Consider the following 20454-nt stretch of genomic DNA (forward strand, 5'->3'; position numbering starts at 1 on the left):
CACCTAAATCCTGGGCATGTTAGGCATATTACCGTAATGTTACAAGGGATATTATTCACCTTATAACAGGATGATTGCCCAACTACGATTCGTATTAAACTAATTGAATAATAAAATGATTTTGTAGCTTGATATCAATTGTATACCTGAGCGTTAACAAAACTAAGCAAGTCCATCACAGTATGGGAATTTACCCTCTTCCTTTGCTTAATATCAGCTATAAATCATCGGAAGAGTTCATAGCCACCTTGCTATAGCAGGCTGACGACTACTGGTTTGCCACTAGGCTTTCAAAACGTTGCTGAGGTGGATTGTCGATAAAAACATTTGTATCTATTTCATTAAAAAAACCGACGTTGATGACTACATTTTCGTAAAGCCAGTAAATAAAACCACCTTCCTCAACCCGATAGCGCCATTGATACTGACACTGTATCCAGCCCTCATTTATCGTAGTCAGCAATATTGGCGGTTCATCTGCCTGCAATCGAGATTTAAATTCAACTGTCTTGGTTTTTAGATCAATACGCAAACGATCAATTAAAAAAGAATTTTCATCTATCAGCTGATAATTAATGCGATTTCCAGAGATGTCATCACCATGTTGATCGAGCATAATCCGCCCATCAGATAAAGCAACAGTGGCTGAACTGAGCGGATATTGATCCGGTAAATCTTCTCTTGCTTGCTTGTGCTGCTCTGAGAGCTGAGATTTATCCCATTGTCGGATAATGATTTGTAAAATTAGCTTTTGCATTAGTAAGTTACCGGACTGACAGTAAGTGATTTATTAGCTGTATTGGTACCAAAGTACACTAACAAAGTAGCTTTAAAAGGGTATATGGTCATTTTGTGTCATTAACATTAAGACACTGTTTCTTTTAACTTTTGCCAAACTTAATGTGAGTTAAGGACGGAAAGTTTCAGGTCTCAAATTTGAGATGGCTGGGCCGCAAAAATTAAGGATACAAAAAATGAAAAATATAATAAGACTTTTAGCTCTCTCAGCTTTGTTTTTTGTACCAATGTCTCACGCTGCATTCATTTCAAGCTTACATGATGGTTTTGAAGGCGAAGGACAAGCTGCTTCAGTTTTAAACTACAACAGTTTCATTAATTGGGATATTACCGACGGTACCGTCGATTTAATTAGCAATGGAAATATCTGGGGAATCTCCTGCTCATCCGGTAGTTTCTGCGTGGATCTCGATGGCTCATCGAACAACGCAGGTGTTATGACAACTAAAGAGGGGTTTGCAGCCGGTAAATACAAAGTAAGTTTTGATTTGTCTGGAAACCAACGTCAAGGGCCCTTTGATACAGTCACCGTATTATTTGGTGCTGGCTCTTTGTTAAATGCTGTCGTTATAGATTGGGATGCTGGATGGTCAACTTATAGCTTCATGGTCGATTTAGTGGATGGTGACAAATTATCTTTTGCAAATGCGGGTGGCGATAATATCGGTGCGATTCTGGATAACGTTTCTGTCTCAGCCGTTCCACTACCAGCAGCAGTTTGGTTATTTGGTTCTGGTTTGATGGGTTTTTTAGCAATGCGTAGAAAAGCGAAAAGCCAGCACATCTAACGTATTTTTTTCATTTAAAAAAAAGCCGTGACAGAAGATTGTCACGGCTTTTTGATTTTTTAGCATGGCTAAAGCCAAACCAAATTAATTCATTAGACCCTGAAACATTACCGCAATATGGCCGCTTAAAAGCAAATAAATTACAACGAATGCCTTGAAAGCTTTTATTTATGTAGCGGCATCATCTTTGGGATACAAAAACTCAGAAGCATGGCAACTGCCATTCCAGCTGTAGTTGACAGCATGATCCACAGCAATATCGCCATTGGTATGGCGCTAGATGAAACACAAAATGCCAACGAAATTAAAATAAAAAAACCAACCCAATTTTTTAAAAAGCATTTTTTTACCTTTCAACATTTTCGAGTCAGCAGCAATTCTCTGATGACGTTCTATGGTCAAGGCGAAACAACACATGCCCAGAAAATTAAAAATAAATGCCAATACAAAACCATAAAATACCGACATTATTTTTTAAGCCTCGCTAAGTTTATTAAGTGGTCTTGAATCATGTTTATTACGCAGCATTAACCCCGCTTTTAATGCGATTAATGCCATGATAATCATCACCAGATCGACACCTGCGACAGCCATATCAGGAGACCATATAAACGTTTTGATCAAATGATCGCCAGTGGTGATCCAATTGAGTAAAACACATAAAAAACTAAGGGCTGCCATAAGAAATAACTGTTGATGCCAGCCAGCCGAGATCCTTTCCTGCCGTGAAAACTGCCGTGAAAAGGCATGAAAAGCCATGAGCAGCCATATTCCCCAAAATCCATACTGTTCCAGCTGAGCTTTGCTTTCGAAAGTTTCTGGAATCAGCCGGTTTAACAACATCATCATGGCGGTTGCGACAAGAATACCGGTAACGGAGGTAACCGCCAGAGCATCCACTAGACGACTACCGGCTATTTTTTGTTTTTGATGTTTATTCCATCGCTTTTCAACAAAGAAAAAAAGTCCTGTTGCAATACAAATGCAGCCTGCGATGCCCCCTAAAAAATATAACCAGCGTAACGTCCAGTGTTTGAATTGAATGTAATGCAATCCTGAAATGAAGTTCCATACGTTGACGGTGACTGACGATTGATATCGCTCCAGAAATGCTGCTGATGGGGCGTCATAACGATAATTATCTATATTTTTTGTAATCGTCTCATCGTTGGTTCGTCGCAACACAACATTGCCTTTGGCATCATAAGGATAATTCACTCGAACCAGATAAACACTGTTGTTACCCCAATGTTTTTCGGCATCTTTGACCATAGCGTCCAACGAGCCAATCTCCGCCGGTATATTCGCCTTAGGTAATCGTTTTCTGCCCAAAGACTCAGTGAGGAATTGTCTTTCCGCTGTTGGTACCCTTGCCGCTTGAGATGAAGATTGTGGTTGGCGATCGTTATAAAGCCCCTGATAGGCATCGGGAAAATAAATCATGAAAGCTATCATCAGCCCTGATAACGTAATCAAAATATAGAACGGCAGTGGCAAAACACCTGTTAGATTATGCAAATCAAGATTACTTCGCCCAAACTTTGCTTTAGCACGAAAGGTAAAAAACTCGCTAAAGATACGTCGATGAATTATCACACCTGAAATAAGTAAGCACAGCATACCCATGCTGGCTACACCCACTATCCATGCACCAATATTATTATGCCGCAGGGTCAAATTGTGATGAAAGGGATAAAAGAAGTTACTTGCTCCGTCTGAGTAACTGGGTGGCAATGCTTCCATCGTCAAAGGATCATAATTTATTCTTTGACCTTTCCGATCATCCTCTTTGCCATAGGCTAATGTTAAAAAAGGGATTCTCTCTCTTGGCAATAAAATCGTCCAAGCTGCTGCATCACTTGCCTGCTGATCCAGAATGGGCCTGATTTGTTTATCAATCGAAATATCAACCTGGACTCGTTCAGCTGGTAGCCGGTTCATTGGCATCATCCACTGATCTATTTCTTTATCAAAAACGCTTAACGTGCCCGTCCAGAAAATAGCAAATAATAATCCGGCAAAGACAATACCAGCCAGGTATGCAGCTCAAGCATATGCTCTCTTGTGATCGTTTTCATGCCGTGAGCCCCCATGCCTTAAAGCTGAAGTTGACCACCCAAATACAAGCGAACAACGCCAGCAAGTAAATGGGGGCTTTTTTGATTGGGGTGATTGAAAACGCCCATAACAACAGAATGCAACCATAAATAAACCCCAGCATTACACCAACCATTACGGCATCAGCTCGAGCTAGGCCCAATAAATAAACGGAGTTGGCTGTAAGCACAACCAACTCAGATGTCAGCCAGTAACCACTCAATGTGATGGCAAATACAATCGCTATGGTGGATAACACGGATAATGAATAAATACGCATTCTTCAAGCCGATTAAAAGCTATAACCAACATTTAACAATGCTGTTCTAGGGGTTCCAGGAAGAATACTTCTATCGTTGGTAGCAGATTCATAGAACTTTTTGTCGGTGATGTTATTAATCAAAAGCGACGCGTTCCATTGGCCATTACTGTAATAAACCCCACTATCAAATACAGTAAACGACGGCAGTTTTATGTCATTGGTAGTCGTATCTGCGTATGTCTCGGATTCATAACGAACACCTAGGCCAACTCGCCAATTTTGATTTAACCGTTTGATACCCCACAACTTGGCTGTGATGTTGGGTGTATTGTCGAGTTTTTTTCCTTTTAAGGGCGTGCGTTCGGGCGTGGGAGTTACGCGGGGTGCAGTGGTATCATTCGAGCTGGTCACTTCAGCATCGGTGTAGGTCACACCGCCCTGTAAACTTAACCCATAACCGACTTCGCCTGTCGCAGAGATTTCTATGCCTTTTGCAGTCACTTCACCGATATACAATGTCGGGCTGTCGGAAATGCTGCGGTCGCGCGTGGGCACATTCTCTTTGGTTAACTCAAACACACTGACTGTAACAATGGCGGTACCATCATTTAATGAAAACTTACTTCCAACCTCATAATTGGTGGAAATTTCCGGTGGATTTATCTCATCGCCTGGTGCGAGTACCCCCGTATCACCGCCTGGTTGATAGGATTTAGAGGCCGAGGCATAAAATGACAGCCAATCATTATGTTGGTAAACCAAACCTAATCGTGGACTGTTAAAACTGTTTTCACTTAGAACATCTCTGTCTTGGGGATCCAGATCATCAAAATCTCGTTCCAACCAATCTTTTCTGATACCCGCGAGCAACGACCATTGTTCGTTAAAACGAATGAGATCCTGAATGTACAGTGATTTGGTGGTCGTTTGATAAACAGCATCACGTCGAATACTGGCACCTTGAGCCGGAACGGTGTTCAACACAGGGTCGTAAACGGTAATATCATAGGCACTGCTTAAGGTGCCGCCCCGCGATAAGGCATCGCGATCCTCATACATATATTCGCCACCAAACATGATTTCATGCGATATGCCCGCCCATTCATGAGTACTAATTAACTCAAGCTTGTTGGAATAATCTTTTTGCTGCTGCATGAAATTGCTGCGTGCCAGCCTTAGCCTGGGTTCGCTGGTGTTTAATAACAGTCTATCCACTGTTGTTTGCTTTCTATCCAGATCATATTCGCGATATCTGAAGGTATTACGTAATTTGAGCGTGTCGGTTAAAGCGGTATTAAATTCAGCGGTAAGAGATTTTTCCTCACTGGTGCCTCGGTCAGCCTCTTCTGCATCAGCCGCACCGTAGTAGGTAGAAATATCTACATCGGCCGGCTTTCCATTTAAACCAGGAATTCCAGCGTCCAAAACACGCTCGTCACGACTATAAAGTAATTGCAGATCAAGACTGGTTTCGGGCGAAAAATGCAATGCGGTGGCAATAGCGAGTCCGCGTTTTTCAGAATCCACATCTGAGCGAAAAGAATCAGCATCTTCACGCATTGCATTTACACGGAAATGAATATTGTCAGTAACTGGCATATTCAGGTCGGCCGTAAAACGGCGAGAATTGTAGCTACCGTAAGATGCATCAAAATGTGCGAATTCTTCATCAGTCGCACGCTTCGACACTAGATTAATCATGCCCCCTGCAGAACCTCGACCATACAGAACACCAGCAGGTCCCTTAACTACCTGGATTTGTTCAAGATTAAAGGTATCGCGAAAATATAAGCCTGCATCTCGCATACCATCAATATAAGTATCGGAAATGGCGGAAAAGCCTCGAATAATAAACTGCTCTCGCGTACCTTCACCGGTGCTCGTTGTCACGCCAGGTGTGTAATCCAGAGCTGAAGTCAGAGAATCTGCGCCGCGATCCAGGATCGAGGTTGCTGAAATGACATCAATAGATTGTGGTGTCTCAAATACACTGGCAGAAGAACGAGTGGCTGTATTGAGTCTGACTAAGGGTTGATAACTGTTTTCTATAGCTTCTGCCGTAATCGTAATAGAAGGCATTTGCATACTACTCGTTTGCTCTGAGCGAGATTCGATGTTGAACCCCGTGCTGGTCGACACACTGGTTAGACCTGTTCCCTTGATAAGTTGATTTAGCGCCTCTGTTGTCAAGAACTCACCTTGTACTCCTGCCGTGGTTTTACCGGTCATCAAACTTGGTTCATAACTCAGATTCAGGCCGGTTTGACTAGCAAATTGTTCAAGAGCTTTTTCCAGATCTCCCCGTTCTATCGAGAAAAAAACCACCGCATTGGAGGGCGAGGCTTCTTCTGCCAATACCAGCTGAGGAAATGCAGTGTTTATAGCCAACCCAAACATAATATAACGAAGGGTTGCCGTCAGAGGTCTTGTGTTGAATCGGGTTTCCTCATTAAGTTGCTGTGTTTTCATTGTCGTTCCTTAGTATCGATAAATAGAGCATCTGACTAAGGAGCCGATCTCATGGAGAAAAACCCTCAAAAATAATTAAAAAAAGTTAAGCGGGCTTGACCCTCACCCAAAAACGAGTCAAATATTCAACGCGGATGGGGATGATTTGTGTGAGAAATTCCAGGGTTTTATCGGTCTCAAGTAGTTGAAAAACACCCGACAATAAAATGTGTTTCAGACTCGGATCATAATCAATCCGGCCAATTCGATAGCGTGCTAATTCATCAAGCAAATCTCCCAGGTACAGTGACTTACTCGCAACATAGCCCTGAACCCAGGCATCAGCTGGAATGGATGACACTGTTTGTTGGAAAATACTGTCTTTACTGAGAATAACGCTATCACTTCCGGCTTTTATCACTTTAGATTGAGAGCGATTAGCCACTTCAACTTCACCATGCAGCAATTTTATACGGGCATATTGCTCTGATAATCTGACAATGATTTTCGCTCCATAGCATTTAATCTCACCGAATGAACTGTTTATAAGCCAAGGTCGTTGTGTAGACGTAAAGTCGATTTGCGTATCGAGCTGAATCTCGCCGCGATGCAGAAAAATCTGTCTGTATTCATGATTGAAGTCAGTCGTTACCGCTGTGTCGGTATTTAAAACAAGTTCACTACCCTTAGACAGAACGACTGACTTTTGCTCACCGACAGTAGTTGCCAGATCTGAAATAAGTCGCTGCCAAGGACTGTAAGAATAGGCCAACCAACTTGAGGTCATGCCGATGGAGAGTAATGAGAAAAGTTTTAATGCCTGACGTCGTTCCAACGTGGTCGAGTGGCGAGTTTCTTCAAGTTTATTGAATGCCTTTGACAGGGCTTGAGTCGGCATATTGGTAAAACTATCATCCAATCGCTTAATCCGTTGCCAGGCCAGTTCATGAGCAATGGATTGTTTTAACCAGTCATTAAACTCATTTTTTTCTGCGACAGTAGGTGAATTGATTTCTAATTTGATCAACCAGCCAATCGCTTCATCCACGAGATTTTCAGGAACTCTCTCCACGCTATACCCCAGCAACACTATTCATAACAAAGGGCATAACAATGTCGAAATGCATTTGCAATATAGCGTTCAGCGGTCGCCAATGAGACATTTAGCTGTTTTGCAATTTGTTTACCGGTTAAACCGTCTAACTGAGCTAATAAGAACGCCTTACGCACTGCCGGTTTTAGCCCATCCAGCATTTGATCAATTTCAGTCAGTGTTTCCAGAATAATATGTTGAACTTCTGGAGATGGAATTTCTTCATGAGGCAATGATGACGCTGTTTCCAGCCATGCTTTTTCAATTGTTCTACGGCGCCAATGATCGGCCAGTAGACCATGAGCAATCGTGGTTAGATAAGCTCTGGGTTCTCGTATTGTGGCTATTTGATGTAATCGCTTGCGTTTGATCAATCGTTCAAACGTGTCTTGAGTGATGTCAGCAGCCAGTTCACGACTTTCAATTCGTTTTAATAACCAACTTATTAGCCATGTAGACTCTTGCCGGTAAAGTTGATCGATATATAGAACGTTTTTGCTGACAGCCATGAATTATCATCCGAACACCAGCTGCAAATGATAATGATTTGCATTCAAATTGCAAATCTAATGTCTACATTTTTATTTATATATTGCAAAGTGGCAGAGGTGGAGCCTCTGCCACTTACTATACATGGCTAGTTAACCAAGCTTTGGATCGGTGCCGGAATACGACCACCTAAACGAACGAAGCGATTTTCATGACTGCCCATATTGACGGCCATCACTGGACCTTCGCCTAACAAACCACCAAAACGCACAATATCGCCCGCTTTTTTGCCTGGTGCGGGAATCAATCGAGCCGCAGTAGTTTTTTTGTTAATGACACCGATTGCCATTTCATCCGCAATGATCGCTGAAATCATTTCAGCTGAGGTATCACCAGGGATTGCCACCATATCCAGACCGACTGAACAAACTGCCGTCATGGCTTCAAGTTTTTCCAGACTCAAGGTGCCATTGGCTGCAGATTCCGCAATAGTTAAATCTTCACAAACCGGAATAAACGCCCCACTCAATCCACCGACATGTGAACTGGCAAACGCGCCACCTTTTTTCACTGCATCATTAAGCATTGATAAAAACGCGGTACTGCCGGGTGCACCAAAAGCCGGTAACCCAATCGCTTCAAAGATTTCACCAACGCTATCATTACGATTCGGTGTTGGCGCCAGAGACAAGTCCACAATACCAAATGGCAGATTAAGTAATTGTGCAACTTCACGGCCTACCAGTTCACCGGCACGGGTTAGTCTGGCAGCAGTTTGTTTGATCACGTCCGCTGCACGGCTCAGATCCATATTTTCATCTTCAGCCAGTGCCTTTTCCAAAGCCGCTTTCACTACGCCCGGTCCACTCACACCTACGCTGACAACCGCATCTGCTTCACCGATGCCTAAATAAGCGCCGGCCATAAACGGTACATCCTGTGGAATATTGGCAAATACCACTAATTTTGCAGCGGCCAGGCCATCATCATCAGCAGTGAGTTCTGCAGCCTGTTTGATGATTTTCCCCATCTTTAGGATCGCATCCATATTGATACCGGCACGGGTGCTGGCAACATTTACCGATGAGCAGATGCGTTGGGTTTCGGTCAAAGCCTGAGGAATGGCTTCAATCAATGCCTGATCGCCTTTACTCATGCCTTTTTCGACTAGCGCAGTGAAACCACCGATAAAATCTACGCCCAGTTCATGTGCCGCCTTATCCAGCGTGACGGCCACTTCAACTAATTGCTCAGAACTGAAAGGTGCACCGACGACGCCGATTGGGCTGATGGAAATGCGTTTATTGGCGACTTCAATACCGTAACGTCTTTCGATACGGTTACAGGAAGCGACTAACTGCCCGGCGTAACGAGTGATCTTGTCGTAAATTTTGCGTTTGAACGTTTCCAGATCATGGCTGACACAATCGGTCAGGTTGATACCAACAGTGACGGTGCGAAGATCCAGGTTTTGTTCACGTACCATCATCAGGGTTGAAATAATGTCTTTTTCGTTGAGCATGAGGGTTTCCTTAATTACTGATGTTGCTCACGGATTCGAAAATCTTGCGATGTTGCGTATCAATTTCGATATCCAGTCTCTGGCCAACTTCATCTAATGCATCACGCAAATCCTGCATCACAGTTGAACGTGGCACATCGACTTCAAACACCATCAGATTGTCCATCGGATTTTTACCACCTTTAAATATCGCCTGAATATTGGTGATATTCACGCCATGACGTGCCAGATGGGTTGATACTTCGGCCACCAGACCACGACGATCCGGGCCAATTACAGTCAGGATATAGGGCTGAACTTCAGGTGTATTTTCCTGCCAGGGGGTTAATTGCTCATCCCAGGGATCGACATGAATCGACAGTCGCATTTTCTGACCAACTTGCTGAAGAGCCTCATGAAGTTCTTCGCACTGTTTATCTTCTGGCATCGACACCATCAATAACGCGCCGAATACTGATTGCAGCAAAGTTTGACTGAGGTTTTCAATGTTACCGCCGTGTTCAGTGATGACTGTTGCAACCGCAGCCATAATGCCGGGTTGGTCAGTGCCAAGAACCGAAATGAGTGCCTTATTCACGATGTCTCCTTGTATGAGATCGATGGATTAAAATCTAGTGGGCAATGCCAGTTATTAATGATTGCTACCGGAAGCTTAATAGACAACGACTTTGCGACAATATCGCAAAACATATTTGATTGATGACGTCGTTTTTATAAGGGATTACGGTTTGCTGATATTAATTTAGTCGGATAGCTTACCAAATGAGGTCAATTAGGCGTAATTCAATGACGTAGTGCTAGGGAGTTATGTTTAGATAAAGGAGTTTATATTTTGACCTATGGTCGGTTCTGTTTTAACAGCGGCTTGTTTGTTTGCTGAATCAGCTTGTTGCTGCGCTCGCTGTTCATCTTGTATTTTTTGTTGCTTCAACGCTTCAAGCTGGATGATTTGAGCTTGTGTCAGCTGGATTTGCACTTGAATCAGTTTGGCTTTTTCAGCTGATTCGGGGCTTGCCTCCTGAACAGTCCGTTTCAGATCGTCAAACAAATCCACCAGTTTTTGTTTTAACGCAGTAATTCTGGCATCTAACGACTGCCCGCCGTTTTGCTTCCCTGCCGGTGAACTGGATGCGGAGAAGGATCGCATATCAACAGAAATCGGATTACTCATGCTAAAGTTTCCAGATACAAACTTATTTATATAGACGGCAGTTAAAACCATATCTTTAATTTTTTTCTACGCTTATAACTAAAACAACCAAACACGAGTTAATTTATGGCCATTCAATTTCTACCGATTATTAAGGCTGTTGCACCTTATGTAGCACAAGTTGCTGCCTATGCCATTCCAGCATTTACTGCCAAGCCTGAAGCCGTTAAAGCCGATCCGGTTTTAATCAAACAAATTGAAGAACTACAGAAAGCTGCGACGCAGAATGCTAAATCCATTCATGTTTTGGCTGAGAATATGCAGCAGACCATCACCGGTTTTGAAACTGCAGCTGAAGAAGCTAAAAAACAGGTTACAACCTATCGAAACCTGTTATTTCTTTCCCTGGGACTGTCAGGTGTAGCGTTACTAATTTGTGTTTATCTGTTGCTTAGTTAACGTTCATCTTCATAAGGAAATGCTGTGCCACATTGCATTATTGAATATTCCAAAACAGTTGAACTATCACCATCGCGGTTAGTTGAAGCGGTACATCAAGCGGTGCTTGAAACAGCATTATTTGATGCATCACATATCAAAACACGTGCAATGGCTTATGAGCATTATCAATTGGCTGACAACTCAAAGGAGTTTATCCATGTGACGGTTCGTCTGCATAGCGGGCGTACCATACAACAAAAGCAACAGTTAACGGCCATGATTTTGCAGTCGTTGGAAAATCTCAGCTTAACGAAAATCACCATTACAGTAGAAGCCGTTGATATTGATAGTAATAGCTACGCCAAGCTGGTTATTGTCTAACGCTGTGACTCACAGCCTTATGCATTGAGCGTTGCTGATGACGTAATGCGGTAACTGACGGGTTTTCACCAAACAGGCTGGTATAGTCATGGGTAAACTGCCCGGCATGAAAAAAACCCCATTGCTGAGCCACCATTGAAATGGTTTCATCAGCCTTTAAACCCTTTATCAAAGCCCTTCGTACCGCATTCAACCTGGATATTCGCAAACATCTGAGCGGGCTTATACCCAACACATCTTCAAAACAATATTGCAAAGTTCGTCGACTGACATACGCCAAAGCACACATATCGGTAATGGTGACTGGTTTATCTGGGTGGGCATCAAGATATGCTGTCACCTTTTGCACAACAGCCCGGCGTTTTACAAAGCTTGGTTTTTCATGAATTTCTTGATCATTCTGTTGCAGTATCTCTAACACCGCCATCATTAAGATATCTTCCTGATGATGCCTTATCAGACTGTCCGGTTGTGGTTTTAATACATCATTTAATAGATAGCGCAGTGACTTCAGTTTCTCTGAATGCCATACCCGTAACGGCGAATGAAACAGGCTGATATCCAGTTCTATTCCATGCAGACGTGCAACTTCTTTTAGGGTGTCTTGATTGATCACAATGCCAAAGATATTGAATTGCTCCGGTGTAACCAATTCAAATTGTGTGCTTCCCGGACGAATCATCAGGTGATCACTACTAACGTGATGACCGTTGATACGACATGATTTATCGTCAGCGGAAAACCCCAGCCAGATAGCGTTTGGCCAGACATTACATTGTTGTCTTACGGTTTGGCTGGTGTGCTCACGAAAAGCATGGATTGATTCAAACATCACCTCTTCAATCTTTCCGTAAAAGCGACCATTACTTATCTGATCATACTGCTGCTGCCAGTCTTTCAGATTATGGGCTTGCTCGTCTGCATCGTTGGCTTCCATAACGCACCATTTAGATACAGCTTCGCCTTGTTTAGGTGCAAATTTTTCCAGTTCGTCTGTCATTTGCTTTACCTGTTTTAGTAATAATGCCAATACCGCCTAAGTAAGTAACTGAATATAAACCCAATATTTTTTTGCCGATTTTCGATATTGGCTAGGTACAGATATCGCATTCATAGTTAGTAAACTTTGTTTATTCAGGTGCAATATTTATTCCATCTAATTGGATTTAAAGCAATTTATGGGTCATAGCTATCGTTATCAGTTGGGCAGCAAAACCTATCAATTTGCAGATTTGGCAGATTTGATGGCGAAGGCAACCCCTGCCCGTTCGGGAGACCGATTGGCAGGCGTTATTGCTGAATCTGCAGAACAACGGGCTGTGGCGCAATTGTTATTAGCTGAAGTCCCATTAAAAACATTTCTTAACGACACGCTGGTGCCATATGAAGATGATGAAATCACTCGTTTAATTATCGACGAACATGATGCAGAGGCATTTTCAGTTATCTCTCATCTAACAGTAGGTGACTTTCGTAACTGGTTGCTGACTGATACCGCAAGTACCGAAGTACTTAAGCAAATTAGCCCTGGTGTCACGCCTGAAATGGCCGCTGCAGTGAGCAAAATCATGCGTAATCAGGATTTGATTCTGGTCGCGCAGAAATGTCGGGTGGTCACCTCGTTTCGCAATACCATTGGTTTACCTAAACGTCTGTCCACCCGCTTGCAACCCAACCATCCAACCGATGATGTCAACGGTATTGCAGCCAGTATGCTGGATGGTCTGTTGTACGGTTCTGGTGATGCAGTTATCGGTATTAATCCGGCTACTGACAATGTCGCTCAGGCCACACGGTTGATGAATTTAATGGATGAAGTGATTTCATTATATGAAATCCCTACCCAATCCTGTGTTTTGACCCATGTCACTAATACATTGGAATGCATCGAAAATGGCGCTCCGGTAGATCTGGTATTTCAATCAATCGGCGGCACTGAAAAAACCAACAGTAGTTTCGGATTTAATTTAGCGATATTGGCTGAAGCCCAACAAGCTGCTTTGTCTCTGAACCGTGGCACCGTCGGACAGAACGTCATGTATTTCGAAACTGGACAAGGCAGCTCTCTGTCAGCCAATGCTCATCATGGTTTGGATCAACAGACCTGCGAAGCGCGGGCTTATGCCGTAGCTCGAAAATTTGACCCATTACTGGTCAATACCGTAGTGGGATTTATCGGACCTGAATATCTGTTTGATGGCAAAGAAATCATTCGTGCCGGTCTGGAAGATCACTTCTGTGGCAAGTTACTGGGCCTGCCGATGGGCTGTGATGTCTGCTATACCAATCATGCCGAAGCCGATCAGAATGATATGGACAACCTACTGACCTTACTTGGCACTGCCGGATGTTCGTTTGTAATGGGTATCCCCGGCTCTGACGACATCATGCTTAATTATCAGACCACTTCATTTCATGATGCTTTGTATGCCCGCCGGGTATTGGGTTTAGGCGCGGCACCGGAATTTGAAGCCTGGCTGGAAAAGATGCAGATCATGAGCAATGCCGGGCTGGCTCAGTTAACCAATCATTTGCCACCCGCCTTTGCTGGCACCCTCAGCAGCTCTGCAGTGAAGCATTACAATGGTTGAAGATGCAGAAATGTTGATTGTTGATGACTCCCAGGCGGATGACAGCATGGTGATCCACAACCCATGGCGTCAACTCAGACAATTTACTGCTGCTCGAATTGGTATTGGCCGTGCTGGTGTCAGCACCCCGACTCGCGAAACCCTCGAATTTCAATTAGCTCACGCTCAAGCCCGTGATGCCGTACATACCGAACTGGATATCGAAAGCTTAAAACAGCAGCTGTTCCAGCTGCAGCAAGATTTTCCACAAATCAATTCCCAACCGCCATTGGTTTTAAACAGCCGGGCCATCGATCGTGTGACCTATCTGCAACGTCCGGACTTTGGTCGTCAGTTAGATGATTCTGGTTTTGCCAGTTTGAAACCGCATTACACCAAGACTCCTTATGACCTGGCTTTAGTGATTGCCGATGGATTATCTGCCACAGCCATTCATCAAAATGCCGTGAAGTTTATTGCCAGCTTATTGCCATTACTGCTTAAAGAAATTCCGGACTTTTCCTTGGCCCCAATCAGCCTGGTCAATCAAGGTCGAGTGGCGATTGGTGATGATATCGGAGAAGCATTAAACGCCCGGGCGGTATTGATTCTGATTGGTGAACGGCCTGGTCTCAGTTCACCGGACAGCCTGGGTTTATATCTAACCTGGTCGCCTAAACGTGGCCTGACCGACGATAAACGTAACTGTATTTCCAATGTGCGACTAGCTGGACTGTCATACGCCGCTGCCGCACACAAGTGTTTTTACCTGCTGAGTGAAGCTCGCAGGCTCCAGTGTTCTGGTGTTGCTATCAAGGATCGTTCAACTGAGAAGATCATTGATAGCAGCGCCGTTCAAACCAGCTTTTTGCTGGACAGCAAAGTTGACCGAAAAGGGGTGGACGGGAAATGACTTTAACTAAAATGAGGATAGTAAGATGGAAAACTCGCCAACACTAGAATCCTTGCAGGCAGCATTGGATGCCCAGCAAGCTGTATTCGAAATGCATCAGGCTATGAATGTCGAAGTGTTTTACTGGTGGTGTACCGCCATTATGTTAATGATACATGCAGGCTTCTTGGCATATGAGATGGGTGCTTCACGAAGTAAAAACGCTTTAGCAGCCGGTATCAAGAATATTCTTGCTATCGCGCTGATTATTCCAGCATTTTATTTGTTTGGCTGGTGGATCTATAACGCTTTCCCAACCGGTTTTGTGCCGATTGAGGCGGCAGCTGCACTTCCTTGGTCAACCAGTATGGGACCCGATGTTCAAGACATGGGAACCGGTATTTTCTGGGCGGCTTTTGCTTTATTCGGTGCCACAACCGGCTCGATCTTATCCGGTGCGGTTATTGAAAGGATAAGGGTTAGTGCCTTCTTGATTCTGACTATTTTCCTGGGCGGCGTTGTCTGGATTATGGCTGGAGCTTGGGGTTGGCATCCAGATGGCTGGTTACTGACTAAATTCGGTTATCACGATGTTGGCGCTTCTGGTGTCGTGCATGCGGTCGCTGGTTTCTTCACCCTGGGTGTATTAATGAATCTTGGCGCTCGTAAAGGCAAATTCATTAACGGTGTACCACAAATCATTTCACCACACAGCCTGCCAATGACATTGATTGGTTTGATGATGATTATCTTCGGTTTCTTCGGTTTCCTCGGTGGCTGCATCATCTTTAATGGTGGCGAAACGGGTTGGACCACAATCTATGGCACTCCTACCAACCTCTCAGCTTTTGCATTTAATACGCTGATGGGTTTTGCCGGTGGAATCATTGGTTGTTACATCGCAACACGTGATCCTTTCTGGACTATGTCAGGCGGTCTGGTCGGTATCATCTCTGTAGCGGCTGGTCTGGATATTTACTCTCCTTCACTGGCATTTATCATTGCAGTTTGTACTGGTCTTGTTGCAGTTCAATTTGCTAAATTCCTGGAAAAACGCGGTATTGATGATGCAGTAGGTGCTGTCAGTGTTCATGGCTTCACTGGTGTTGTTGCCGTCGTTCTGGTCGGCGTATTTGCCGGTGGAACACCAAATGCTGAAGGTATGCCTGCGATTAGCTTTGTTGGCCAATTTGTCGGTGCAATCGTCATGGGTCTGATGGGCTTTGTGCCAGGCTACGGCTTGTCATTCTTACTGAAAAAAGCCAATAGCTTACGGGTACCTGAAGCCTGTGAAGATATCGGTATTGATGAAGTGGAACTTCTGGCCAAGCCATATCCTGAAGGTCGCGTACCTGCTATGGCAGATCTTACAACCAGTGACGTGCCTAATAAATTAGCTAACTCAGAAACCTAAGGAGCAATACTATGGGAAGTTCAATCACAACTTGGGAAAATGTCAGTGCCTACTTTACCTTTGCAGATAATCCATTTGCTTTGGTGTTATTTGCAATTGGCACCGCCGCCATTATTGTCGGCTTGATTATTTCAATCATCCGTCATGAAAATGCGGCTTTTGAAAAAATTAAGTGATGTTTAAACCTGTGTTGAACAGGAAGCATCGTTAATTAGTAGTAAAAAAAACCCCGACTTTGGTCGGGGTTTTTTATTGGTGGTGCAAAAAAATGGATTAATTCCTATCCCAATCTTTCAAGTCACGCATAGCGTATTTGATTGCCCGTTCCCAGGCTTGATCGGTATTGCCTCGAAAGTCATAAGCTTTGCGTTTAATGAGTTTGCCAGTATTGGCATCTTTAAACTCAACATGTAATGTCGAAATCAAATGGCTCATCCGAAACACATTCGGCACCACAACTAACTCCGCTCCAAGCTCTTTGGCCAGGGTAATTTCACAGCCATTACAGTTATGTAAATCCTGCTTGTCGTCAGCGGCTTTGATTTTATCCAGTGACTCAGCATCATTGATGATATTGAAGCGGGTTTTGTCTTGTAATTCGGTTCGCAAATGTTCACTGAACTTGGTAATTTTTGCTTCATTCTCAGCTTTGTCGCCGGTTACCGAACTGTCACCGGTGATCAGGATATCCAGCACCAGGGTTTTATAGTCATGTTTAGGATGATCGTCCGCCATCACGGAAGCCGCGCTGAAAGACAATACTAGAATAAGGAAATATCTGGTGACTCGATTCATTAATTGCATGCATTACTCCAAAAAAACATAGGGTTCACCTTAACAGTGACAATATTTGACTGATACAGTTTTTTGACTGCAAACAGCGGGATATTTGCCCGCTATCAAATACATGCTGTTTACTTCTGGAAATAACCGTTTTTCAGAAAATGGATGGTTTGAGATTGTACCAAGGCATTTCCCATAATGAACGGATGGGCTTGCTCAACTAACAGAAAATCTTGCATGCCGTCGAGTTTGGAATTTTCAATAGAAACTTTGCCATCATCAGGTCCGGGAATTAATGTCGATAGAATCAGATTGATTGAACGGTTGCCGGTGATAACGCCTAATTCAAATGTGGCAGGTCCGAGTTGTCTTGGTAAGGCATTTTCAGTTGTACCAAGCTGTTTGCCTGCAGGTCCGTTTATCCATTCAAACAAACCCCAGGTACCAAGTTTGTCAACCGCTTCACTCCCCTGATTTGGTGGAGAAAGCATGACTACTCTGCCAATGTTAATTTGCTGATTTTCAGCCGCAATTTGCCTGACAATAATGCCGCCCAGTGAGTGAGTTACAAAGTGAATAGATATCAGGGGATCGGCAAAACATTTTTGTATTTCGGGTATTACAAAGTTATGGGTCAACTGTTCAATACGATGTTTGCGTGATGGGTAATCAATATTGCAAACCCTATATCCGGCCTTACTGAGCTGCTTTTCCATCGAATTCATAGAATCCGCCGTTCGCGCCAAGCCATGTAATAACACAACATTACCGGCTGACTCATGGCTGACGACATTGGGAGGCATTGTGCTCATCATTACTAAGCACAATGCCATCAACACTTTACGAATTAAATAGCATTCGCTTTTCAACATATCTCAATTACGCCGGTTTGGCAGAATTCAATCTACTTTTAGGGCGCGTCGCTTTTGCATTAGCAATATCTTGCCAAAGTTTTTCTACATGCGATTCTACAGGTCGACAAAATCCTGCAATCAACATAATAGTGAGTGTGGTTAAAAAGCCATACACACCGGGCGTCCAACCATAGGTAATAATAAATGCTGGCTCAATAATGGTTAAGCCAAACGATACCGTCATCCCTGCCAAAAAGCCGCTGACTGCACCGATTTTATTGGCACGTTTCCAATACAGGCCAAGTAATACTACCGGTGATAAAACAATCATGCCCTGGTAGGTCATCAACGCCAGAAACACTAATTGCCCTTCTCTTATATAAGCACCAACCAACGCGCCGATACTCATAAACACCACTGACCAACGGGCAATTTGCAAGGCGGTTTTTTCACTGATATCGCGCTTAATTACCTGAGCCAAATCACCTGAAATTGCTGTCGACATAGCATTAAGGATACTGCTCACTGTTCCCAGACTGGCCGCCATTACCAATACAGCAAAAAAGCCTAGTGGCCAGGCACCGGCCTGACTGTGAATCCAGAACATGGCTTCCTGAGGATTTTGTTGAGCAAACGGTAATGGATGTAATGCCATAGCCAGCAGAAACAACAAACCGAATGACAAAATACCCAATGTTGGTGCAAACAACACCGATTGTTTGATGGTACGAATACTGTCCGCAGCAAATAATTTGTTATACACCCACGGCCACATAAACCCGCCCAGACCACTGGTAATGACAATCGCCATCCAATAATTTGGTGACATATCCCAGCCGGGACCAGGGAAAGTTAATGCTTCGGGGCTTTGTTCAAGGATGCGTTGCATCGCACCGTCAATGCCACCAAGTTGTGTGTAAATCACCCACAACAAAATGGCTGAACCGGCAATCAGCATATAAAGACCCTGAATAATATTGGCGGTAATAACCGATCGCATACCACCGAGCGCAACATAAAACACCACCACAAATATGCCGATAATCATGCCCAGTAACGGACTGATAAATCCATCCGTCGCATAGTTGAAGACGTACCCGATGGTGTACCACTCCATTAATAACCACGGTACCGATAACGCCACACCGGCGAAACCTGTTAATACTCGGATTGTATCGCTTCGATAACGGAGCCCCAGCAGTTCTGACTGGGTACGGATATTGTATTTTTTGCCCCAGATAAAAGATTTTTCAGCCACCAGATACATCACCAGCATGGTGATAATGCCGTAGGGAATCACGTACATACCGATCATGCCAAAACTGACGGCGAAACCTGAAAACACGGTGTAACCTGCCCCAACATACCAGGTAGCGAGAAAGCCCAGGGTGATGCCCAATACACCGATACTGTGACTGGCGGTCGCATAATCATTAAGTGTATCCACACCCATCTGACGACGATTTATCCATAAAATCAGCCCAAAAAAGCCGATTAACATTAGCATTGGAATCATTTGGAATCCTCCGCTTTAACTTCAATATCCAGCTCACCACTTCGATTTTCAACGAGATACCAGCAGGCCAGAATAAACGCTCCTAACAGAGCCAAAGCAATCTGCCAGAGAAAGGCAAACGGTAAGCCCATAAAACTGGGTTCAATACGATTGGCCCAGGTGAAAAAAACCGGAAAGGTAGCTAATACAATGGTCGATAAAATCAACACTAAAAAAATAGCAGTACGCATAAAACATCCAAATCTGTTCTTGTTAAACGGGAGTGGCCAACATGTCAGAAACCAAAATGCAATTCGATATCTTGGGTTAACACCGGCGGTTTAAAATTCAGGGCCAACCCTAACCGAGATAAATCTCCATTAAGGCTGGCCCTGAAAGAGCCGTAAAAAAACCGCTGTTAGCGGTTTAAATTAGGCTTTCTTTTCGATAGCTGCAGCAAGCTTGGCTGATAACAAACCAAATACTGCACCCAGAATAGTAGAAAGAATGACGATGAGAACAGGATTTGTCATATTCATCGTAAGAGCGCTTCCGGCATTCGCTGTTTGCAAACCAAAAGCTGCCGTTGCTGCATAACCATATACATTGGCTGGTACCACTGATAACAATTCAAATCTGGCCACAATAACCAGGAAGAATACGGTAACAGCAATGTAAATAGCAGGTCCTACGGCACCCGGTATGCTCAGAGGATTAGTGGTAGCTAATAATAAGGCAATACCAGCAATCACAGCGCCGTAGCTCATACCAACAATCGTTTTTTGCAGAGCCGGCATATCAGCACCGGTATGGAAGAAACACGCCCAAGCAATAAAACCAGCCCAGACCAAAACAAAACCGGCTAAAGGACCTAATGCTAGAAACGCCCAAATGCCGCCTAATACAGCAATACTTATAGATAATGCAGTTAACTTTGACATACGTTCTCTCCGTTGATTTTTATTAAATTAACAACC

At 43.8% G+C, this 20454-nt stretch carries 23 protein-coding genes and 1 riboswitch; of the genes, 8 read left to right on the forward strand and 15 right to left on the reverse strand.

Annotation, left to right across the window (positions count from 1 at the left end; genetic code table 11):
- Positions 1-268 precede the first annotated feature (268 nt).
- Positions 269-757: a hypothetical protein gene (locus A9E74_RS11620; RefSeq protein ID WP_069296787.1), complete on the reverse strand. Its 489-nt coding sequence runs from the start codon at positions 755-757 to the stop codon at positions 269-271.
- 123 nt (positions 758-880) lie between these two features.
- Positions 881-958, forward strand: a riboswitch (cyclic di-GMP riboswitch).
- Positions 959-974: 16 nt separating this feature from the next.
- Between A9E74_RS11620 and A9E74_RS14805 the strand changes: the two genes are divergently transcribed.
- The gene (locus A9E74_RS14805; protein WP_069296788.1) at positions 975-1586 is read left to right on the forward strand and encodes a VPLPA-CTERM sorting domain-containing protein; all 612 of its coding nucleotides are present in this window, start codon (positions 975-977) and stop codon (positions 1584-1586) included.
- 210 nt (positions 1587-1796) lie between these two features.
- Positions 1797-2093: a hypothetical protein gene (locus tag A9E74_RS14810; protein WP_069296789.1), complete on the forward strand. Its 297-nt coding sequence runs from the start codon at positions 1797-1799 to the stop codon at positions 2091-2093.
- Here A9E74_RS14810 and A9E74_RS11635 read toward each other — a convergent pair.
- The 8 genes from A9E74_RS11635 to A9E74_RS11670 all read right to left on the reverse strand — a co-directional run bounded on the left by A9E74_RS11635 (position 2061) and on the right by A9E74_RS11670 (position 10668).
- The gene (locus A9E74_RS11635; protein ID WP_245652156.1) at positions 2061-3587 is read right to left on the reverse strand and encodes a PepSY-associated TM helix domain-containing protein; all 1527 of its coding nucleotides are present in this window, start codon (positions 3585-3587) and stop codon (positions 2061-2063) included. The two genes, A9E74_RS14810 and A9E74_RS11635, sit on opposite strands and share 33 nt — an antisense overlap.
- 73 nt (positions 3588-3660) lie before the next feature.
- Positions 3661-3963, reverse strand: a complete 303-nt coding sequence (locus A9E74_RS11640) for a hypothetical protein (RefSeq protein ID WP_069296790.1) — start codon at positions 3961-3963, stop codon at positions 3661-3663.
- Positions 3964-3975: 12 nt separating this feature from the next.
- Positions 3976-6414 carry a TonB-dependent siderophore receptor gene (locus A9E74_RS11645; RefSeq protein ID WP_069296791.1) on the reverse strand — a complete coding sequence of 813 codons (2439 nt, stop codon included), beginning with the start codon at positions 6412-6414 and terminating at the stop codon, positions 3976-3978.
- Positions 6415-6499: 85 nt separating this feature from the next.
- Complete coding sequence (locus A9E74_RS11650) at positions 6500-7465, reverse strand: FecR domain-containing protein (RefSeq protein WP_141696810.1); 966 nt, start codon at positions 7463-7465, stop codon at positions 6500-6502.
- Positions 7466-7482: 17 nt separating this feature from the next.
- Positions 7483-7995, reverse strand: coding sequence for a sigma-70 family RNA polymerase sigma factor (locus A9E74_RS11655; protein WP_069296793.1), 513 nt, complete (start codon positions 7993-7995; stop codon positions 7483-7485).
- Between the two features lie 128 nt (positions 7996-8123).
- Positions 8124-9497: a PFL family protein gene (locus A9E74_RS11660; RefSeq protein ID WP_069296794.1), complete on the reverse strand. Its 1374-nt coding sequence runs from the start codon at positions 9495-9497 to the stop codon at positions 8124-8126.
- Positions 9498-9507: 10 nt separating this feature from the next.
- A complete protein-coding gene (locus tag A9E74_RS11665) occupies positions 9508-10074 on the reverse strand; it encodes a glycine cleavage system transcriptional repressor (RefSeq protein ID WP_069296795.1) in 567 nt (188 codons plus the stop codon).
- A 234-nt stretch (positions 10075-10308) separates the two neighbouring features.
- Positions 10309-10668: a FlxA-like family protein gene (locus A9E74_RS11670; RefSeq protein ID WP_069296796.1), complete on the reverse strand. Its 360-nt coding sequence runs from the start codon at positions 10666-10668 to the stop codon at positions 10309-10311.
- A 105-nt stretch (positions 10669-10773) separates the two neighbouring features.
- On the opposite strand from A9E74_RS11670, the gene A9E74_RS11675 reads away from it, so the two are divergent.
- Together A9E74_RS11675 and A9E74_RS11680 are read left to right on the forward strand one after the other, a co-directional pair.
- Entirely contained in the window at positions 10774-11106 is a 333-nt protein-coding gene (locus A9E74_RS11675) for a hypothetical protein (RefSeq protein WP_069296797.1), read from the forward strand.
- Between the two features lie 24 nt (positions 11107-11130).
- Positions 11131-11469: a 5-carboxymethyl-2-hydroxymuconate Delta-isomerase gene (locus tag A9E74_RS11680; RefSeq protein ID WP_069296798.1), complete on the forward strand. Its 339-nt coding sequence runs from the start codon at positions 11131-11133 to the stop codon at positions 11467-11469.
- Here A9E74_RS11680 and A9E74_RS11685 read toward each other — a convergent pair.
- Positions 11459-12469, reverse strand: a complete 1011-nt coding sequence (locus A9E74_RS11685; RefSeq protein WP_069296799.1) for a helix-turn-helix domain-containing protein — start codon at positions 12467-12469, stop codon at positions 11459-11461. The two genes, A9E74_RS11680 and A9E74_RS11685, sit on opposite strands and share 11 nt — an antisense overlap.
- A 178-nt stretch (positions 12470-12647) precedes the next feature.
- On the opposite strand from A9E74_RS11685, the gene A9E74_RS11690 reads away from it, so the two are divergent.
- From A9E74_RS11690 to A9E74_RS14370, 4 genes are read left to right on the forward strand one after another with little or no spacing between them, the layout of a single operon-like run.
- The gene (locus tag A9E74_RS11690) at positions 12648-14060 is read left to right on the forward strand and encodes an ethanolamine ammonia-lyase subunit EutB (RefSeq protein ID WP_069296800.1); all 1413 of its coding nucleotides are present in this window, start codon (positions 12648-12650) and stop codon (positions 14058-14060) included.
- The gene (gene eutC, locus A9E74_RS11695; RefSeq protein WP_084003072.1) at positions 14053-14952 is read left to right on the forward strand and encodes an ethanolamine ammonia-lyase subunit EutC; all 900 of its coding nucleotides are present in this window, start codon (positions 14053-14055) and stop codon (positions 14950-14952) included. The genes A9E74_RS11690 and eutC overlap by 8 nt, the downstream gene beginning before the upstream one ends.
- A 25-nt stretch (positions 14953-14977) precedes the next feature.
- Positions 14978-16345 (forward strand): ammonium transporter, encoded by a 1368-nt coding sequence (locus A9E74_RS11700; protein ID WP_069296801.1) that lies wholly within the window; start codon positions 14978-14980, stop codon positions 16343-16345.
- Positions 16346-16356: 11 nt separating this feature from the next.
- A complete protein-coding gene (locus A9E74_RS14370) occupies positions 16357-16521 on the forward strand; it encodes a hypothetical protein (protein ID WP_168800161.1) in 165 nt (54 codons plus the stop codon).
- Between the two features lie 97 nt (positions 16522-16618).
- Here the strand turns inward: A9E74_RS14370 and A9E74_RS11705 are convergent, their stop codons facing one another.
- The 5 genes from A9E74_RS11705 to A9E74_RS11725 all read right to left on the reverse strand — a co-directional run bounded on the left by A9E74_RS11705 (position 16619) and on the right by A9E74_RS11725 (position 20418).
- Positions 16619-17149, reverse strand: a complete 531-nt coding sequence (locus A9E74_RS11705) for a DUF3280 domain-containing protein (RefSeq protein ID WP_069296802.1) — start codon at positions 17147-17149, stop codon at positions 16619-16621.
- Positions 17150-17259: 110 nt separating this feature from the next.
- Complete coding sequence (locus A9E74_RS11710; protein ID WP_245652155.1) at positions 17260-18000, reverse strand: esterase/lipase family protein; 741 nt, start codon at positions 17998-18000, stop codon at positions 17260-17262.
- A 7-nt stretch (positions 18001-18007) separates the two neighbouring features.
- Positions 18008-19498: a sodium:solute symporter family protein gene (locus tag A9E74_RS11715; RefSeq protein ID WP_069296803.1), complete on the reverse strand. Its 1491-nt coding sequence runs from the start codon at positions 19496-19498 to the stop codon at positions 18008-18010.
- Positions 19495-19728 carry a hypothetical protein gene (locus tag A9E74_RS11720; protein WP_069296804.1) on the reverse strand — a complete coding sequence of 78 codons (234 nt, stop codon included), beginning with the start codon at positions 19726-19728 and terminating at the stop codon, positions 19495-19497. Before A9E74_RS11720 ends, A9E74_RS11715 begins: the two co-directional genes overlap by 4 nt.
- A gap of 180 nt (positions 19729-19908) precedes the next feature.
- Positions 19909-20418 carry a DUF1097 domain-containing protein gene (locus A9E74_RS11725; protein ID WP_069296805.1) on the reverse strand — a complete coding sequence of 170 codons (510 nt, stop codon included), beginning with the start codon at positions 20416-20418 and terminating at the stop codon, positions 19909-19911.
- Positions 20419-20454 lie beyond the last annotated feature (36 nt).

Origin of the sequence: Methylophaga muralis (assembly GCF_001720165.1) — a bacterium.
GTDB lineage: Bacteria > Pseudomonadota > Gammaproteobacteria > Nitrosococcales > Methylophagaceae > Methylophaga > Methylophaga muralis.

What these genes read in the sequence shown, in the direction of transcription:
- A9E74_RS11620 (WP_069296787.1), bottom strand. Translation starts at nt 757, where the DNA reads ATGCAAAAGCTAATTTTACAAATCATTATCCGACAATGGGATAAATCT.
- A9E74_RS14805 (WP_069296788.1), top strand. Translation starts at nt 975, where the DNA reads ATGAAAAATATAATAAGACTTTTAGCTCTCTCAGCTTTGTTTTTTGTA.
- A9E74_RS14810 (WP_069296789.1), top strand. Translation starts at nt 1,797, where the DNA reads ATGGCAACTGCCATTCCAGCTGTAGTTGACAGCATGATCCACAGCAAT.
- A9E74_RS11640 (WP_069296790.1), bottom strand. Translation starts at nt 3,963, where the DNA reads ATGCGTATTTATTCATTATCCGTGTTATCCACCATAGCGATTGTATTT.
- A9E74_RS11645 (WP_069296791.1), bottom strand. Translation starts at nt 6,414, where the DNA reads ATGAAAACACAGCAACTTAATGAGGAAACCCGATTCAACACAAGACCT.
- A9E74_RS11655 (WP_069296793.1), bottom strand. Translation starts at nt 7,995, where the DNA reads ATGGCTGTCAGCAAAAACGTTCTATATATCGATCAACTTTACCGGCAA.
- A9E74_RS11660 (WP_069296794.1), bottom strand. Translation starts at nt 9,497, where the DNA reads ATGCTCAACGAAAAAGACATTATTTCAACCCTGATGATGGTACGTGAA.
- A9E74_RS11670 (WP_069296796.1), bottom strand. Translation starts at nt 10,668, where the DNA reads ATGAGTAATCCGATTTCTGTTGATATGCGATCCTTCTCCGCATCCAGT.
- A9E74_RS11675 (WP_069296797.1), top strand. Translation starts at nt 10,774, where the DNA reads ATGGCCATTCAATTTCTACCGATTATTAAGGCTGTTGCACCTTATGTA.
- A9E74_RS11685 (WP_069296799.1), bottom strand. Translation starts at nt 12,469, where the DNA reads ATGACAGACGAACTGGAAAAATTTGCACCTAAACAAGGCGAAGCTGTA.
- A9E74_RS11690 (WP_069296800.1), top strand. Translation starts at nt 12,648, where the DNA reads ATGGGTCATAGCTATCGTTATCAGTTGGGCAGCAAAACCTATCAATTT.
- eutC (WP_084003072.1), top strand. Translation starts at nt 14,053, where the DNA reads ATGGTTGAAGATGCAGAAATGTTGATTGTTGATGACTCCCAGGCGGAT.
- A9E74_RS11700 (WP_069296801.1), top strand. Translation starts at nt 14,978, where the DNA reads ATGGAAAACTCGCCAACACTAGAATCCTTGCAGGCAGCATTGGATGCC.
- A9E74_RS14370 (WP_168800161.1), top strand. Translation starts at nt 16,357, where the DNA reads ATGGGAAGTTCAATCACAACTTGGGAAAATGTCAGTGCCTACTTTACC.
- A9E74_RS11705 (WP_069296802.1), bottom strand. Translation starts at nt 17,149, where the DNA reads ATGCAATTAATGAATCGAGTCACCAGATATTTCCTTATTCTAGTATTG.
- A9E74_RS11710 (WP_245652155.1), bottom strand. Translation starts at nt 18,000, where the DNA reads ATGTTGAAAAGCGAATGCTATTTAATTCGTAAAGTGTTGATGGCATTG.
- A9E74_RS11715 (WP_069296803.1), bottom strand. Translation starts at nt 19,498, where the DNA reads ATGATTCCAATGCTAATGTTAATCGGCTTTTTTGGGCTGATTTTATGG.
- A9E74_RS11720 (WP_069296804.1), bottom strand. Translation starts at nt 19,728, where the DNA reads ATGCGTACTGCTATTTTTTTAGTGTTGATTTTATCGACCATTGTATTA.
- A9E74_RS11725 (WP_069296805.1), bottom strand. Translation starts at nt 20,418, where the DNA reads ATGTCAAAGTTAACTGCATTATCTATAAGTATTGCTGTATTAGGCGGC.